At 64.7% G+C, this 15659-nt stretch carries 13 protein-coding genes; 7 read left to right on the top strand and 6 right to left on the bottom strand.

Annotated elements, in window-relative coordinates:
- Positions 1-17 precede the first annotated feature (17 nt).
- Complete coding sequence (gene serB, locus C8J39_RS07700; protein WP_120300464.1) at positions 18-899, bottom strand: phosphoserine phosphatase SerB; 882 nt, start codon at positions 897-899, stop codon at positions 18-20.
- Here serB and miaA point away from each other — a divergent pair.
- The 6 genes from miaA to leuA all read left to right on the top strand — a co-directional run bounded on the left by miaA (position 892) and on the right by leuA (position 8383).
- Positions 892-1839 carry a tRNA (adenosine(37)-N6)-dimethylallyltransferase MiaA gene (gene miaA, locus C8J39_RS07695; protein WP_243649774.1) on the top strand — a complete coding sequence of 316 codons (948 nt, stop codon included), beginning with the start codon at positions 892-894 and terminating at the stop codon, positions 1837-1839. The genes serB and miaA overlap by 8 nt on opposite strands.
- A gap of 82 nt (positions 1840-1921) precedes the next feature.
- Positions 1922-3670 carry an acetolactate synthase 3 large subunit gene (locus C8J39_RS07690; protein WP_120299963.1) on the top strand — a complete coding sequence of 583 codons (1749 nt, stop codon included), beginning with the start codon at positions 1922-1924 and terminating at the stop codon, positions 3668-3670.
- A gap of 137 nt (positions 3671-3807) precedes the next feature.
- The gene (gene ilvN, locus C8J39_RS07685; RefSeq protein WP_056048113.1) at positions 3808-4323 is read left to right on the top strand and encodes an acetolactate synthase small subunit; all 516 of its coding nucleotides are present in this window, start codon (positions 3808-3810) and stop codon (positions 4321-4323) included.
- A gap of 106 nt (positions 4324-4429) precedes the next feature.
- Positions 4430-5449, top strand: coding sequence for a ketol-acid reductoisomerase (gene ilvC, locus C8J39_RS07680; RefSeq protein ID WP_120299962.1), 1020 nt, complete (start codon positions 4430-4432; stop codon positions 5447-5449).
- A gap of 475 nt (positions 5450-5924) precedes the next feature.
- Positions 5925-6530, top strand: a complete 606-nt coding sequence (locus C8J39_RS07675) for a YceI family protein (protein ID WP_120299961.1) — start codon at positions 5925-5927, stop codon at positions 6528-6530.
- Positions 6531-6724: 194 nt separating this feature from the next.
- Positions 6725-8383, top strand: coding sequence for a 2-isopropylmalate synthase (leuA, locus tag C8J39_RS07670; protein WP_120299960.1), 1659 nt, complete (start codon positions 6725-6727; stop codon positions 8381-8383).
- 44 nt (positions 8384-8427) lie between these two features.
- On the opposite strand, the gene C8J39_RS07665 is transcribed toward leuA, so the two are convergent.
- The 4 genes from C8J39_RS07665 to folE all read right to left on the bottom strand — a co-directional run bounded on the left by C8J39_RS07665 (position 8428) and on the right by folE (position 10951).
- Positions 8428-9105 carry a type 1 glutamine amidotransferase domain-containing protein gene (locus tag C8J39_RS07665; RefSeq protein WP_120299959.1) on the bottom strand — a complete coding sequence of 226 codons (678 nt, stop codon included), beginning with the start codon at positions 9103-9105 and terminating at the stop codon, positions 8428-8430.
- 94 nt (positions 9106-9199) lie between these two features.
- The gene (locus C8J39_RS07660; RefSeq protein WP_120299958.1) at positions 9200-9550 is read right to left on the bottom strand and encodes a dihydroneopterin aldolase; all 351 of its coding nucleotides are present in this window, start codon (positions 9548-9550) and stop codon (positions 9200-9202) included.
- On the bottom strand, positions 9543-10313 hold the full coding sequence (locus C8J39_RS07655) for an SDR family oxidoreductase (RefSeq protein WP_120299957.1): 771 nt from the start codon (positions 10311-10313) through the stop codon (positions 9543-9545). The genes C8J39_RS07660 and C8J39_RS07655 overlap by 8 nt, the downstream gene beginning before the upstream one ends.
- Positions 10313-10951, bottom strand: coding sequence for a GTP cyclohydrolase I FolE (gene folE / locus C8J39_RS07650; protein WP_243649772.1), 639 nt, complete (start codon positions 10949-10951; stop codon positions 10313-10315). The genes C8J39_RS07655 and folE overlap by 1 nt, the downstream gene beginning before the upstream one ends.
- A gap of 203 nt (positions 10952-11154) precedes the next feature.
- On the opposite strand from folE, the gene C8J39_RS07645 reads away from it, so the two are divergent.
- Positions 11155-14214 (top strand): TonB-dependent receptor domain-containing protein, encoded by a 3060-nt coding sequence (locus tag C8J39_RS07645; protein WP_120299956.1) that lies wholly within the window; start codon positions 11155-11157, stop codon positions 14212-14214.
- A gap of 414 nt (positions 14215-14628) precedes the next feature.
- On the opposite strand, the gene fghA is transcribed toward C8J39_RS07645, so the two are convergent.
- On the bottom strand, positions 14629-15462 hold the full coding sequence (fghA, locus tag C8J39_RS07640) for an S-formylglutathione hydrolase (protein ID WP_120299955.1): 834 nt from the start codon (positions 15460-15462) through the stop codon (positions 14629-14631).
- Positions 15463-15659: the final 197 nt, after the last annotated feature.

The following is a 15659-nucleotide window of genomic DNA, read 5'->3' as shown; positions in this document are numbered from 1 at the left end:
AGGGAAGGGTAAGAAGTCTAGGCCGTGATCCAGTCGCGCTTCGCGATGCCCTGGACATAAAGTAGCGTCGTCAGGTCGCCGTGATCGATGCGCGCGGCTGCCGCCGCTGCAACGATCGGCTTGGCGTGGTAGGCCACGCCCAGCCCCGCCGCCTCGATCATCGCAAGGTCGTTCGCACCGTCGCCAACTGCAAGCGATTCTTCCACCACGATCCCCCGCTCGGCGATCGCGGCCCGTAGCGTCGTCAGCTTCGTGTTCGACCCTATGATCGGTTTGGTCACCGTCCCCGTTAGCACGCCACTCTCGATCTCGAGCACGTTGGCGATCGCGCGGTCAAAGCCGATCTCCTTTGCCACCGGCTCCGCGAACCGCGTGAACCCGCCCGACACCAGCACCGCCAGCGCCCCCCTTGCACGCATCGTCCGCACCAAAGCCTTGGCGCCAGGCATGATCGTCACGCGCTCGGCTAAGCAGCGTTCGATGTCGCTTTCGGCCAGGCCTTTGAGGAGCGCTACGCGCGCATCGAGCGCGGCTTCGAAATCGAGTTCACCGCGCATCGCGCGCTCGGTGATCTCTGCGATCTGCGGCTTGATCCCGGCATAGTCCGCCAGTTCGTCGATGCATTCGACGGTGATCATGGTGGAGTCCATGTCCGCGACCAGCAGCTTCTTGGTGCGCGTCAGGCTCGACTGCACGATCACGTCTGTCGCGGGAAATGCGCCCTCGAGCGCAGTCCGCCCCACATCGGGCGCCATCCCGAAGATCAGGTCGGCGGCGTCGCCCTCGTCGATCCAGCCGCTCGCACCCGGTGCGCAGCCTGCGTCGCGCAAGCGGTCCATCGCGGTCGAAATATCGCCTGCGGTCAGCGTGCCCGAGGCTATAAGCGTTGCCGTGAACATACCCATCTCCCAATCAACGGGCGCTCTCCCGAAGGTCGCGCTCATCGCAGGGCCGACCGCGAGCGGCAAGTCCGCGCTCGCGCTGGCCGTAGCCGACCGCCACGACGGCGTCGTCATCAACGCCGACTCCGCGCAGGTCTATGCCGACCTCCGCATCCTCACCGCGCGCCCGTCGGCGGAAGAAGAAGCAAGCGCCCCGCACCGACTGTTCGGCCATGTCGACGCCGCCGATGCGAGCTACTCCGCCGCACGCTGGGCCGCCGAGGCAACGCTGGCGATCCGAGACACGCTCGCGGAGGGGAAGCTGCCGATCCTGGTTGGCGGGACCGGGCTCTATATCCGCACCTTGCTCGACGGTATCGCGCCTGTTCCCGAGATCGACCCGGCCCTTCGCGAGGAGGTCCGCGCCCTCCCCGTGGCGGAGGCGCACGCCGCGCTCACGCAACTCGACCCGCAAGCCGCGACCAAGCTCAACGCAGCCGACACCACCCGCGTCGCCCGCGCGCTCGAAGTCGTCCGCGGCACCGGCCGTACGCTTACCGACTGGCAGACCGAGAAGATCGGCGGGATCGGCGACACGATCGACGTCTGCGCGCTGATCCTGATCCCCGACCGCGACTGGCTCAACGCGCGCATCGACCAGCGCTTCGCCAAGATGGCCGATACCAGCCGCGAGGAGATCGCCGCGCTGCTCGCCCGCACCGACATCCCGCAGGACGCGCCGATCCGCCGCGCGATCGGTGTGCCCGAGATCGCCGCGCTCGTCCGTGGAGAGACCTCGCAACCCGACGCCATCGCCGCCGGATCGCTCGCCACGCGGCGCTACGCCAAGCGACAATATACGTGGCTCCGGCACCAGCCACCCGCTGCTTGGACCCGCACCGAAGCGCTCGATCTCCCAACGCGCCTGCAGCAATTTGAAACTATATTGCTCAAATGATGTTTGACACGCATCTTTTATATCGGTAGCCGGCCCCACCACGAGACGCTAAAGGCAGCGTTCTCGCAAAGGATGATATGAAATGACCGAGAAGAGTGGAGCCGATATCCTGATCGAGGCGCTGTGCGATCTCGGCGTGGAGGTCGTCTTCGGCTATCCGGGTGGTGCCGTGCTGCCGATCTACGACGCGCTGTTTCGCAGTGGCCGGATCAAGCACATTCTGGTGCGCCACGAACAGGCTGCGACGCATGCGGCCGAGGGTTATGCCCGCTCGACCGGCAAGCCCGGCGTGGTGCTCGTCACCTCTGGCCCCGGCGCGACCAACGCGGTCACCGGCATCACCGACGCCCTGATGGATTCGATCCCGATGGTCGTGATCACCGGCCAGGTGCCGACCGCGCTGATCGGCACCGACGCGTTCCAGGAGGCCGATACCGTCGGCATCACGCGCCATTGCTCGAAGCACAACTACCTTGTGAAGGATCCCGCCAAGCTTGGCGACGTGATCCACGAGGCGTTCCACATCGCCACCTCGGGTCGCCCGGGGCCGGTGGTCGTCGACATCCCCAAGGACGTGCAGGTCGCCACGGCGCGGTACAAGAAGCCCGGCCCTATCCAGCACAAGACCTATCGCCCGCAGGTGAAGGCCGACCAGTCGCAGATCGAGCAGCTCGTCGACATGCTGGCCGCGGCAGAACGCCCGATCCTGTACACCGGCGGCGGCATCATCAATTCCGGCCCGGCCGCGAGCCAGTTGCTGTGCGAACTCGTCCGCATCACCGGCGCGCCGGTGACGTCGACGCTTATGGGCCTCGGCGCCTATCCCGCGTCCGGCCCGCAGTGGCTCGGCATGCTCGGGATGCACGGCACGTACGAGGCCAACATGGCGATGAACCAGGCCGACCTCGTCGTCGCGCTCGGCTCGCGATTCGACGACCGCGTGACCGGGCGGCTCGACGCGTTCAGCCCGAACTCGCGGAAGGTGCATATCGACATCGATCGCTCGTCGGTGAACAAGACTGTGCGCGTCGATCTCGGGATCATCGCGGACGTCGGTCATGCGCTCGAGGACATGGTCCGGATCTGGAAGAGCCGCCAGCATCCCAAGCCCGACACGACCGACTGGCAGCGGCGGATCGCCGGCTGGCGCGCGGTGAAGTGTCTCGATTTCCCCGAGAACGATCCGAACGAGATCATGCCGCAGCGCGCGATCCGGGCGCTGTTCGATGCGACGCAGGCACGCTCGCCGATCATCACGACCGAGGTCGGCCAGCACCAGATGTGGGCGGCGCAGCATTTCGGGTTCGAGAAGCCGAACAAGTGGCTGACCAGCGGCGGTCTCGGCACGATGGGCTATGGCCTGCCCGCCGCGATCGGCGCGCAGCTTGGCAACCCGAACGCGCTGGTGATCGACATCGCCGGCGAAGCGTCGATCCAGATGAACATCCAGGAGCTGGCCACCGCGTCGCAATACCGGTTGCCGGTGAAGATCTTCATCCTCAACAACCAGTATATGGGCATGGTCCGCCAGTGGCAGGAGCTCACCTATGAGAGCCGCTATGCCGAGAGCTATTCGGATTCGCTGCCAGATTTCGTGAAGCTCGGCGAGGCTTACGGTTGGAAGGGCATCCTGATCGAGACGCGCGACCAGCTCGACGGCGGGATCGCCGAGATGCTCGCGTATGACGGCCCGGTGATCGTCGACTGCCGCGTGTCGCAGCTGACGAATTGCTTCCCGATGATCCCGTCGGGGGCCGCGCATACCGACATGATCCTGCAGGCGAACGAAGTGTCCGGCACGATGGACGACGAAGCGAAGGCGCTGGTGTGATGACGGCCCAGATCGCAACCGAATCCCCCTCCCGCCTGCGGGAGGGGTTAGGGGAGGGCATGATGTCCACAGCATCGCCAGCCCTCGCCTCCCCTCCCCCGACCCCTCCCGCAAGCGGAAGGGGAGAGTAAGAAACCATGCACATTTCCCAGGAAAAGGCTGAGCGGCATACGCTCGCCGTCATCGTCGACAACGAACCGGGCATCCTCGCCCGGATCGCCGGCCTGTTCACCGCGCGCGGCTATAATATCGAGAGCCTGACGGTGAGCGAGATCACCGCGGACAAGTCGGTCAGCAGGATCACGATCGTCACCAGCGCCTCGCCGGCGACGATGGAGCAGATCATCGCGCAGCTCGACCGGCTGGTGCCGGTGCACAAGGTCACCGACCTGACGGCACAGGGCGCGCATGTCGAGCGCGAGCTGGCGTTGGTCAAGGTTCGCGGCACCGGCGACCACCGGATCGAAGCGCTGCGCCTCGCCGACGTCTACCGCGCGCGCGTGGTCGATGCGACGACGTCGAGCTTCGTGTTCGAGGTCACCGGCGGCATCGACAAGATCGACAAGTTCGTCGAACTCATGGGTGAAGTCGGTCTGATCGAAGTCGCCCGAACCGGCATCGTCGCGATCGCCCGCGGCAAAGAGCCGGCCTGAATTACTGCGTCATCCTGACGAAAATCAGGATCCAGAGCCCCAATCGGCGCCGCCTGGAACCCTGGGTTCCGGCGTTCGCCGGAATGACGAAAGAAGGAAGAATCCAATGCGTGTGTATTACGATCGCGACGCCGACCTGAACCTCATCACCGACAAGAAGATCGCGATCGTCGGCTATGGTTCGCAGGGCCATGCGCACGCGCAGAACCTCCGCGATTCAGGCGTCAAGGACGTCGCGATCGCGCTGCGCGAAGGCTCGGCCACCGCCAAGAAGGCGATCGAGGCGGGCTTCGCGGTCAAGTCGAACAAGGAAGCTGCCGCCTGGGCGGACATCGTCATGATCCTCGCGCCCGACGAGCATCAGGCGGCGATCTACGCTGCCGACCTGCACGACAACCTCAAGCAGGGCGCAACGATTGCTTTTGCCCACGGTCTCAACGTGCATTTCGGCCTGATCGAGCCGCGCGCCGATCTCGACGTCATCATGATCGCGCCGAAGGGCCCCGGCCACACCGTGCGCAGCGAATATGTCCGCGGCGGCGGCGTCCCCTGCCTGATCGCGATCGACCAGGACAAGTCGGGCAACGCGCATGACATCGCGCTCGCCTATGCCAGCGGCGTCGGCGGCGGTCGCTCGGGGATCATCGAGACCAACTTCCGCGAGGAATGCGAGACCGACCTGTTCGGTGAGCAGGCCGTGCTGTGCGGCGGCATCACCCACCTGATCCAGGCCGGGTTCGAGACGCTGGTCGAGGCCGGCTACGCGCCCGAAATGGCGTATTTCGAGTGCCTCCACGAGACCAAGCTGATCGTCGATCTGCTGTATGAGGGCGGCATCGCCAACATGCGCTATTCGATCTCGAACACCGCCGAGTATGGTGACATCACGACGGGTCCGCGGATCATCACCTCGGAGACCAAGGCGGAGATGAAGCGCGTGCTGGCGGATATCCAGTCGGGCCGGTTCGTGAAGAACTTCATCCTCGACAACCGCGCGGGGCAGCCTGAACTGAAGGCGGCGCGGAAGCAGGCGCTGGCGCATCCGATCGAGAAGATCGGGTCGGAACTGCGCGGGATGATGCCTTGGATCGGGAAGAATGCTTTGGTCGACAAGGCGAAGAACTGACGCGAGCGCGCGTTAGCGCGTGAGCGCGGCCGGCACGACGGAGCCTGCCCATAGGGCACGGCTTCGCCGGGTTTGACGGGTTGGCGTGGGGGAAAGTACCTATCTCGAATTCACGTCCAACCCATACCCACCCCGGCGAAGGCCGGGGCCCAGTTGGACAGGCCGGGGTAACGAAACGCGTCTTCCGTTAGCAACGTCCCCCAACTGGGCCCCGGCCTTCGCCGGGGTGGTGGCGTTTTGGGGAAGCGTCAATCGCTGCTTATCCTGCTCCCTCGCGAACGCGGGGTCCAGGGTCTCGAGCGGTGATCGGGGTTTAGCTGGGCCCCCGCGTCCGCGGGGGAACGAGAGCTGGCGGTGCACTCCACCGCGAGCGCGCCCCCTCACCGACCCAATTCCGAAACACAGCGTTGGCATAAGGTCGTTTGACGCGCCCGCCCCGGTCGGCCAGCATCGCGCGTCAAACAGGAGACCCCGTATGCGCCTAGTCCTAGCCACGATCCTCGCCCTTACCGCCGCGCCTATCATGGCCCAGACCGCCGCCATCCCCGGCGCCCCCGTCAAGGCACGCGTCGCCGCCGGTACCTATGCGGTCGACCCGAACCACACGCAGGTGACGTGGCAGGTCAACCATATGGGCTTCTCGATGCTCGAAGGGCAGCTCGGCGCGTCGGGGGGCAGCATCACGATCGATCCCGCCAAGCCGAACGCAACCAAGGTCGAAGTCAACTTCGCGATCGACCAGCTTTCGGTCACCGCGGCACCGTTCGCCGGCCATCTGAAGTCGAAGGACTTCTTCGACGCCGCGACCTATCCGACCGCGAAGTTCGTTTCGACCAAGGTCGTTGCGACCGGCGACAAGGCGACGATCACCGGCGACCTGACGCTCAAGGGCGTCACCAAGCCGGTCGTGCTCCAGGCGACCTTCGTCGGCGCGGGCGCGAACCCGATGAACAAGAAGCTGAACTTCGGCTTCCGCGCGACGACCTCTATCAAGCGTAGCGACTTCAACATCGGTGCTTACGCTCCGGTCGTGTCGGACAAGGTCGATTTGACGATCAACGCGGCCTTCGCGGCGCAATAATCTGTCTAAATTCCTATCGCGCTGGACACGGACCGTGTCCGCGCGATAGGACGCCATCAATGACGCATGGCCGCCTCCTGCTGCTTCGACTTACGCGCCCTTAGGCGCGCCGATCGTTTGCGCGGTGGCCATGCCCCGCGCCTCGCGCCTAAGGGCTGACCCGAACGCTCCCGACGACACGAGAGACACGAGCCATGCTGCGCGACCCATCGACCAAATACCGTCCCTTCCCGCAAATCGACCTGCCCGACCGCCAATGGCCGTCGAAGACCATCGTCAAGCCGCCCCGCTGGCTCTCCACCGATCTGCGCGACGGCAACCAGGCGCTGATCGATCCGATGGATGCCGAGAAGAAGACGCGGTTCTTCGACCTGCTCTGCAAGGTCGGGCTGAAGGAGATCGAGGTCGGTTTCCCGAGCGCCGGCGCAACCGAGTTCGACTTCATCTCGGGGCTGGTGAAGACCGGGCGCATTCCCGACGACGTGTCGATCCAGGTGCTGACGCAGTCACGCCGGGACCTGATCGAAACGAGCTTTGCCAGCCTGGTCGGTGCCAAGACCGCGATCGTCCACCTCTACAACGCCGTCTCGCCTGCGTGGCGCAAGATCGTGTTCGGGATGGACCGCGCGCAGGTTAAGCAAATCGCGATCGACGGCGCCAAGGTGCTGCGCGATGAGGCGGCCAAGCAGCCAAACGTCCGCTGGCAGTTCGAATACAGCCCCGAGACCTTCTCGACCGCCGAACTCGATTTCTCGCTGGAAGTCTGCGAGGCGGTGATGGACGTGCTGATGCCGACGCCCGAGAACCCGATCATCTTCAACCTGCCCGCCACCGTCGAGTGCGCGACGCCGAACATCTATGCCGACCAGATCGAATGGTTCGGGCGGCACATCCGCAACCGCGACGCGGTGGCGATCTCGCTGCACACGCACAACGACCGCGGCACCGGCGTCGCGGCGGCGGAGCTCGGCATGATGGCGGGCGCGGACCGGGTCGAGGGCTGCCTGCTCGGCAACGGCGAGCGCACCGGCAATTGCGATCTCGTGACCGTCGCGCTCAACATGTACACGCAAGGCGTCGACCCGAAGCTCGACCTGTCGGACATCGACGGCGTCGTGAACACGGTCAATTACTGCACCAACATCCCCGTCCACCCGCGCACGCCCTATGCTGGCGACCTGGTCTTCACCGCGTTTTCGGGGTCGCATCAGGACGCTATCAAGAAGGGCTTCGCGGCGCAGGAGGCGAAGAACGACACGTTGTGGGAGGTACCGTATCTCCCTATCGATCCCGCCGATCTCGGCCGCAGCTACGAGGCGGTGATCCGCGTCAACTCGCAGTCGGGCAAGGGCGGCGTCGCCTGGGTGATCGAGCAGGACAAGGGGCTGAAGCTGCCCAAGCGGTTGCAGGCGGACTTCAGCCGGCACGTCCAGGCCTATGCCGACGAGACCAGCCGCGAGCTGAACGCCGCGGACATCTGGAGCCTGTTCGAGCGGACCTACATGCCGCAGGCGGACGACCGGGTGGAGCTGCGCGATTACGAGGAAAGCGGCGCCTCGGGACAGCGAGTCTTCATCGGCCGGGTGGCGATCGACGGCGAGGAGCGGTCGATCTCCGGGCGCGGCAACGGCCTGATCTCGGGCGTGATCGCGGCGATCGCGGAGTCGACCGGGCCGACGCTCGACGTGGTCGACTATAACGAGCACGCGATCGGCCACGGGGCGGACGCGCAGGCGGCAGCGTATGTCGAATGCCGGACTGCCGAGGGTCGGACAGTGTTCGGCGTCGGCATGGATACCGACATTGCGACTGCCTCGGTGCGTGCGGTTCTGAGCGCCGCCAACCGCGCCTGACCTTATGAAAGACGGCCACCGGCTGAACCGGTGGCCGTTTCTCCTTACGCCAGCTTCGCCAGCAACGCCTGTGCCGCCTTTGCCGACGAGGCGGGGTTCTGGCCGGTGATCAGCAAACCGTCCTCGACCACGTACACGCCCCAGTCGGCGGTCTTGGAATAGGTGCCCCCCTTCTGCTGCAGCATGTCCTCGACCAGGAACGGCACGACATCGCTGAGCCCGACCGCGGCTTCTTCGGTGTTGGTGAAGCCGGTGACGGTCTTTCCCTTCACGAGCGGCGCACCATCGGCGGCCCTCACGTCGCGCAGCACGCCGGGTGCGTGACAGACGAGGGCGACGGGCTTGCCTGCGCCGATCGCGTCCTCGATCAGCGCGATCGATGCTGGATCGTTGGCGAGATCCCAGAGCGGTCCGTGCCCACCGGGATAGAACACCGCGTCATAGTCCGGGATCCGCATCTCGGACAGTTTGCGCGTGTCGGCGAGCGCCGCGGTGGCCTCCGCATCGGCGTCGAACCGCCGCGTCGCATCGGTCTGCGCTTCGGGCTTGGCGCTGCTTGGATCGAGCGGCGGCTGGCCACCGGCCGGCGACGCGAGCGTGATGTCCGCGCCGGCATCCTTGAACACGTAGTAAGGCGCGGCGAGTTCCTCGAGCCAGAAACCGGTCTTGCGGCCGGTATCGCCGAGATCGGCATGCGAGGTGAGGACGACGAGAATTTTCAACTTTGGTCTCCGGATCAGGTTCGTGGAGAGAGAACGAACCGGCTTTAGGATCGGCACCTTCCGACTGTGAAACCAAATGCGCCCGCTCGAAGGACTATCGCTCCCGCACGATACGGCAGCCGATCGCGGCGTCCGGGTATATGTCGGTCTTCATGGTCTCGATCTCGATCCGCCGCACCCGTTCGTCTGCCAAACACAGCGTGGCGATCGCCTCGCAAAGCGTCTCCTGCAACGCGAACGGGCGCTCCGCTACCATCGCCAGGATGCCTGCGCGGATGAAGTCGTAATCGAGTACTTGCTCGATCGCATCCTCGCCGAGTGGGCCTGGATACACGACCGTCATCTCGACCGAGACGACCACGCGTTGAGGCGCGACCTCGTGCGGGTGGATGCCCAGCCGCATCATCACCTCGAGTCCGTCCAGGATCGTCGTGAATTCAGCCATTCCGCCCCCCAGGGTCCCGATCGAACATCACGTCGCCGTCACGCGTCAGAAACCGCTGTCCGCAATCGACGAACACATTCTGCCCCGTCACGCCCCTTGCGGTCAGCAGCCACGCGACCGCATCGGCCACTGCCTCCGCACCGACCGGTCGCTTGAGGAAATTGTCGCTCGCTACCGCCGCGAACTCCTCCTCGCTTTGGTCTCCGCTCGGCAAGGTCAGCCCCGGCGATACCGCGTTGACCGAGATGCGCGGTCCGAGCGCCTGTGCGAGCATCGTCGTTGCCCCCTCCAGCGCGATCTTGCCGCAACTGTACGAGAAAAAGTCAGGGTTGAGGTTGGCCACCTTCTGGTCGAGCACATTGACCACCGCGCCGTCCGCGACGTCGTCCTGCGACGCCAGCGCGGATGCTAGCAGCACCGGCGCGCCGCAATTGATCGCGCCGAGCTCGGCGAACAGCACCGGATCGACGGTCGGTGGTCGGTCGAACTCGAACTTCGACGCGCAGTTCACCAGCCCGTCGATCGGCCCGCCGATCGCGGCCCGCACCGTCGCGAACAGGTCGCCGATCGTGCCGAGATCGCTCAGGTCACCCGCTACCGAAGCGGCATGACCACCCATGCCGACGATCTCCGCCACCAGCGCGGCCGCCTCGTCGGGAGAATGTCCCTGATGCACGACCACGGCATGCCCGTCGGCAGCCAGCCGCCGGACGATCGCCGCACCCAGCCGCTTCGCCCCACCCGTCACCAGGACGGTTCGCATCAGACGCCACGCCCCATCAATGCCAGCACTTCCTTCCGGCTGCGCTCGTCGTCGCGGAACACGCCCATCATCCGGCTCGTGACCATCGTCACCCCCGGCGTGCGGACGCCGCGCGCGGTCATGCAGGCATGGCTAGCCTCGATCACCACCGCGACGCCCTGCGGCTTGAGGTTGTCCCAGATGCAGTCGGCCACTTCCGCGGTCAGCCGCTCCTGCACCTGCAACCGCCGCGCGAAGCCGTGCAGCACGCGCGCGAGCTTCGAAATCCCGACGACATGGTCGCGCGGCAGGTACGCGATGTGCGCCTTGCCGATGATCGGCGCCATGTGGTGCTCGCAATGCGACTGGAACGGGATGTCCTTCAGCAGGACGATCTCGTCATACCCGCCGACTTCCTCGAACACGCGTTCGAGATGTTTCGCCGGATCGTCGCCATAGCCCGCGCAATATTCCTTCCACGCACGTGCAACACGACGCGGCGTGTCGAGCAGCCCCTCGCGGGTCGGATCGTCGCCCGCCCAGCGGATCAACGTACGGATCGCCGACGCTACGTCATCGGGCACATTTATCTTGCCGTCAGGACCGAGCACATCGTCTTCAACCGGCCGCTGCTCGGACCCGTTCAGTTCATCCCGCATCGCAACACCCTTTGTCAGCATACCCAAACATCGGAACATGGGTCCTCTTTTGCAACTGTTTCATTTCAGCAACGCGCCGTAAATCCCAGTATTCCGGGGCTCAAAATGCGTTGACGGTAGATCGTTTTCGTCGTTACTTCGCCATACCTGAAAAACTAAATCGTGAATCGGCACAGACCGGCACGATCGGGGAGAGGACTGACATGGCCAAGTTCGAATTGCTCGCCGCCTCGGCGATGATACTCCTGTCGATTGCGCCGGCAATGGCCCAGACGGCCACCACATCGGCTGAAAACGCCGGCCCCACCAACGGCCCCGGGCAGGAAGCGCCGTCGACGCCCGGCACATCGACGCAGACCACCCCCGCCGATACCGCGGCCAGCGCCTATGCGTCGCAGGATATCGTGGTTACCGCGCAACGCCAATCGCAACGTTTGCAGGATGTTCCGATTGCAGTGAGCGCTTTTACCGCGGACACAATCTCGAAGCAGCAGATCGTCAACCCGAGTGCGCTCCAGCAGACGTTGCCCAACGTCACCTTCACCAAGACCAATTTCACCACGTCGAGCTTCACGATCCGCGGTATCGGCGATCTGTGCGTCGGCGCGACCTGCGACCAGGCGACCGCGATCCACGTCAACGACATGCCGCTGGTCACCACGCGACTGTTCGAAAGCGAGTTCTTCGATCTGGAGCGGATCGAGGTGTTGCGTGGGCCGCAGGGTACGCTGTTCGGCCGAAACGCGACCTCGGGCGTGGTCAACTTCATCACCGCCAAGCCGGACCTGTCGGGAATCCACGCCGCCGCCGAGGCCGAATACGGCAATTACGATTCGAAGCGTGCTCGCGCGATGATCAACCTGCCCTTCACCGATACGCTCGGCATCCGCGTTGCGGGCACGTATCTCAACCGCGACGGCTATACCAAGAACACCTATGACAATTCGAAGATCGACGGGCGCGACCTGTATTCGATCCGCGGCACGCTGTCGTGGGAGCCCACCAGCGATACCCGCGTCGACCTGATCGGTTATTATTTCCGCGAGAAGGATAACCGGAGCCGCATTCAGAAGCAGCTCTGCCATCGCGATCCGACCGGCATCCTGGGCTGTCTTCCCGATCGGCTGGCCAACGAGACGCCGAATGGCAACTCGACGCTGGCCGCGACGCTTGCCTCGACACAGTATTTCGGGATTGCCGGTACGCAGCTCGGCCACCCCGAGATCGCCGCGATCGGCCTGCAGAACCTGTATGCGACCGACACCTATGCCGGGGTCGTCAATCCCGGCGACGTCCGCACCGTCCGGATCGATTCAAACCCGACCTATTTCGCCGAGGAAGAGCAGTACACCGCCAAAATCTTCCATGATTTCGGTCCGGTTTCGTTCAACTTCACCGGCGGGTTCTCGCGCAACACGGTCGACAGCACGACCGACTTCAACCTCGCGGTCGAGAACCCGCTCGCGGGCAATGTCGGCCTGAACACGTTGAACGCGATTGGCCGCCCCGGCGTCGTGATTCCGCTGCCCGGCGGTGCGCTGGTCAATACCGGCTATCTGAACGGCGTCCGCTCCGTGCTGATCCCCAATGGCCCCGCCGGCGGCGCGTGCCAGTCGGGTGCCGATCCGAACAATGTCGGCGTGTTCGGCGGCAACGGCATCGGCTGTTACGCGCAGAGCCTCGACGTCGATCGCTCGCGGCAGGTGAACCGGCAATATTCGGCCGAGGCTCATATCGACAGCTCGTTCGACGGCATGTTCAACTTCCTGCTCGGCGGCATCTATGTGGACTCGCGCAGCCAGAACACCGACTATTTCGTCAACGCGTTCGGGCTTGATTACGCATCGGGCGTGCTCGGCGCAGCCAGCTCGGCGGCGATCCCGGGCGTCAACGGCAACGCGTTCCTCGCGACGCCGTTCTACCGCAACGACGGCGACGATTTCCGCCTGAAATCCTACGGTATCTTCGGCGAGGCCTATTTCGAGTTCAACGACAAGCTGAAGCTGACGCTCGGCCTGCGCTACAACCACGACGAGAAGGACGTAAAGGCGCGCAACATCACGCTGAACGTGCTCACCCCGATCGGCGCGTCGAACATGACGCAAGGGCTGAACTACACCACCACCGACTTCGACTCGACGCGCGCCGGGGTGCAGGAATATGCGCTCGACAAGGTCAGCTTCTCGCGGCTCACCGGCCGTGCGGTGATCGACTACAAGATCTCGCCCGACAATCTGATCTACGCGTCCTATTCGCGCGGCTACAAGTCGGGCGGCATCAATCCGCCCTTGCCCGCGACCTTCTCGGTGCCGACGACCTTCACGCCCGAGAAGATCGACTCGTTCGAGATCGGTTCGAAGAATACCTTCGGTAACGGCGCGCTGCGGCTCAACGTCACGGGCTTCTACTACAAGTACAAGCAGTTGCAGCTGAGCCGGATCGTCGCGCGGACTGCGGTCAACGACAATGTCGACGCCAATGTCTATGGCGTCGAGGCTGAGGCGATCCTCAGCCCGATCCCGGCGTTCGTCGTCAACATGAATGCGAGCTACCTCCACAGCGAGGTGTCGGCGGACAAGTTCCTGGTCAATCCGCGCGATCCGTCGGGCGGCCGCTCCGACGCGGTGATCATCAAGGACCTGCAGAGCGCCGCCAACTGCGCGGTCGTACCGACCACCGCAGGCAATATCGTCGGGGTGAACACCTATGTCGGCGCGGTGAACTCAGGTCTCGGCCTGCGCGGCCCCGTGGCGATCCCGACGACCAACACCACCGGCGCGTACAGCCTGTGCTCGGTTCTCGCCTCGACCGCCGCCAATCCTCCGGCGGCGCTGCGTGCGCTGTTCGGCGTCCCGACCGGTGCTCTGCCGTACAGCGTCATCGACGGCGTCGGCGTCAACATCCGCGGCGGCAAGCTGCCCCAGGCACCGACCTACAAATTTTCGGCGGGTGCGCAGTACACGATCGCGTTCGGCAACGGCATGTCGATCGTGCCGCGCGTGGACCTCAACTACACCGGCGGCTTCACCGCATCGATCTTCAACCAGCTGGTCGACCGCGTGCAGGGTTATGAGGTGATCAACGCGCAGGTGCAGCTGAACGGCGCGGAAGACCGCTGGTTCCTGCGCGGCTTCGTGCAGAATTTGACGAACAATGACTCGATCACGGGCCAGGCGGTCGGCGACCAGTCGTCGGGGCTGTTCACGAATATCTTCACGATCGACCCGCGCCGGTATGGCATCGCGGCTGGGTTCAAGTTCTGAGCGACGTCGCAAACGATCCTCCCCCGCCAGGGGGAGGTGGCGCCGAAGGTGACGGAGGGGGGGACACGGAGCAGCGGTGGGCGCGTGCCTCCCCCTCCGTCTGGCAAGAGCCAGCCACCTCCCCCTTGCGGGGGAGGATTTCAAGGCGCCCTGTCTCCTCGTGAGGGCGGGACCCAAGCCAAGATTCCGCCTTCACGAGAGAACCTGGGGGCAAGGTGCCGCACGACTACGGAGTCGTACTGCTTTGAAGGAGCTAGCCCCCGACTTGCTCCCCTCCCTGAAAGGGAAGGGTTGGGGGTGGGTCGGTCTGGATCGGCCGCGGTGTATACTAAGCAGCCTACCCACCCCCGGCCCCTCCCTTTCAGGGAGGGGGGAAGATAGCAGGTGCCCCTCCTCAACGGAGAGGAGAGACGATTACTTCAGGCGCTTGGCGTGCCACGCCACATGATCCGCCATGAAGGTCGAGATGAAGTTGTAGCTGTGGTCATACCCCGGCTGCATCCGTAGCGTCAGATCGATCCCCGCCGCCTTGCAAGCCGCTGCCAGCAACTCAGGCCTCAACTGCTCCACCAGAAAGCCGTCGGCATCGCCTTGGTCTACCAAGATGTCTTCCACCCGCGCGCCATCTTCGATCAACGCACACGCGTCATACGCCCGCCACGCCGTCCGGTCCGGCCCGAGATACCCGCCAAGCGCCTTGTCACCCCAGGGGCACTGCAACGGCGACACGATCGGTGCGAACGCCGACACGCTCCGGAACCGCTCAGGATTGCGCAACGCGATCGTCAGCGCACCATGACCGCCCATCGAGTGTCCGAAGATCCCCTGCCGCGCCATATCCGCCATCGGAAATTCCGCGCCGATCAGCGCCGGCAGTTCGTCCTCGACATAGGTCCGCATCCGGAAATTCTTCGCCCAAGGCTGCTCAGTCGCATCGACGTAGAAGCCTGCGCCCTTGCCGAAGTCGTACGCTTCGTCGTCCGGCACGTCGTCCCCGCGTGGCGAGGTATCCGGCGCGATCAGGATCACGCCCAGGTCGGCACACGCGCGGCGATACTCGCCCTTGTCCATGACGTTGGCGTGCGTGCAGGTGAGCCCCGACAGGAACCACAACACGGGTAACCGCGCGCCCTCGTCATGCGGCGGCACGTAAACCGCGAAGGTCATGTCGGTGCCGGTCGCGGTCGAGGCGTGGCGGTACACGCCCTGCGTGCCGCCATACGCCTTGCTGGTGGATACGGTTTCCATCAGCCCAACCTTTCAAACTTGCGTTTGCCTATGAGGCGGACCGCCTCCAGCTCTTGAATCAAAATGTCGATCTCACGTGAAAACTCTGAAAAGTTCTGAGCGTCTTGGGTTAGGCAAATATGCAATGGTTTTCCATTCTGATCGCGCGTGCTCGGGAACGAATGGTACTCATCGACAGCGACATGCCCGCTAGTCCA

Origin of the sequence: Sphingomonas sp. PP-CC-1A-547 (genome assembly GCF_003610375.1) — a bacterium.
Taxonomy (GTDB): domain Bacteria; phylum Pseudomonadota; class Alphaproteobacteria; order Sphingomonadales; family Sphingomonadaceae; genus Sphingomonas.
This window is presented reverse-complemented; position numbering and strand designations above follow the sequence as displayed.

Bases quoted from the DNA above. Each gene is read 5' to 3' on its own strand.
- serB (WP_120300464.1), bottom strand. From the start codon at position 899: ATGTTCACGGCAACGCTTATAGCCTCGGGCACGCTGACCGCAGGCGAT.
- C8J39_RS07690 (WP_120299963.1), top strand. From the start codon at position 1,922: ATGACCGAGAAGAGTGGAGCCGATATCCTGATCGAGGCGCTGTGCGAT.
- ilvN (WP_056048113.1), top strand. From the start codon at position 3,808: ATGCACATTTCCCAGGAAAAGGCTGAGCGGCATACGCTCGCCGTCATC.
- ilvC (WP_120299962.1), top strand. From the start codon at position 4,430: ATGCGTGTGTATTACGATCGCGACGCCGACCTGAACCTCATCACCGAC.
- C8J39_RS07675 (WP_120299961.1), top strand. From the start codon at position 5,925: ATGCGCCTAGTCCTAGCCACGATCCTCGCCCTTACCGCCGCGCCTATC.
- leuA (WP_120299960.1), top strand. From the start codon at position 6,725: ATGCTGCGCGACCCATCGACCAAATACCGTCCCTTCCCGCAAATCGAC.
- C8J39_RS07660 (WP_120299958.1), bottom strand. From the start codon at position 9,550: ATGGCTGAATTCACGACGATCCTGGACGGACTCGAGGTGATGATGCGG.
- C8J39_RS07655 (WP_120299957.1), bottom strand. From the start codon at position 10,313: ATGCGAACCGTCCTGGTGACGGGTGGGGCGAAGCGGCTGGGTGCGGCG.
- folE (WP_243649772.1), bottom strand. From the start codon at position 10,951: ATGCGGGATGAACTGAACGGGTCCGAGCAGCGGCCGGTTGAAGACGAT.
- C8J39_RS07645 (WP_120299956.1), top strand. From the start codon at position 11,155: ATGGCCAAGTTCGAATTGCTCGCCGCCTCGGCGATGATACTCCTGTCG.
- fghA (WP_120299955.1), bottom strand. From the start codon at position 15,462: ATGGAAACCGTATCCACCAGCAAGGCGTATGGCGGCACGCAGGGCGTG.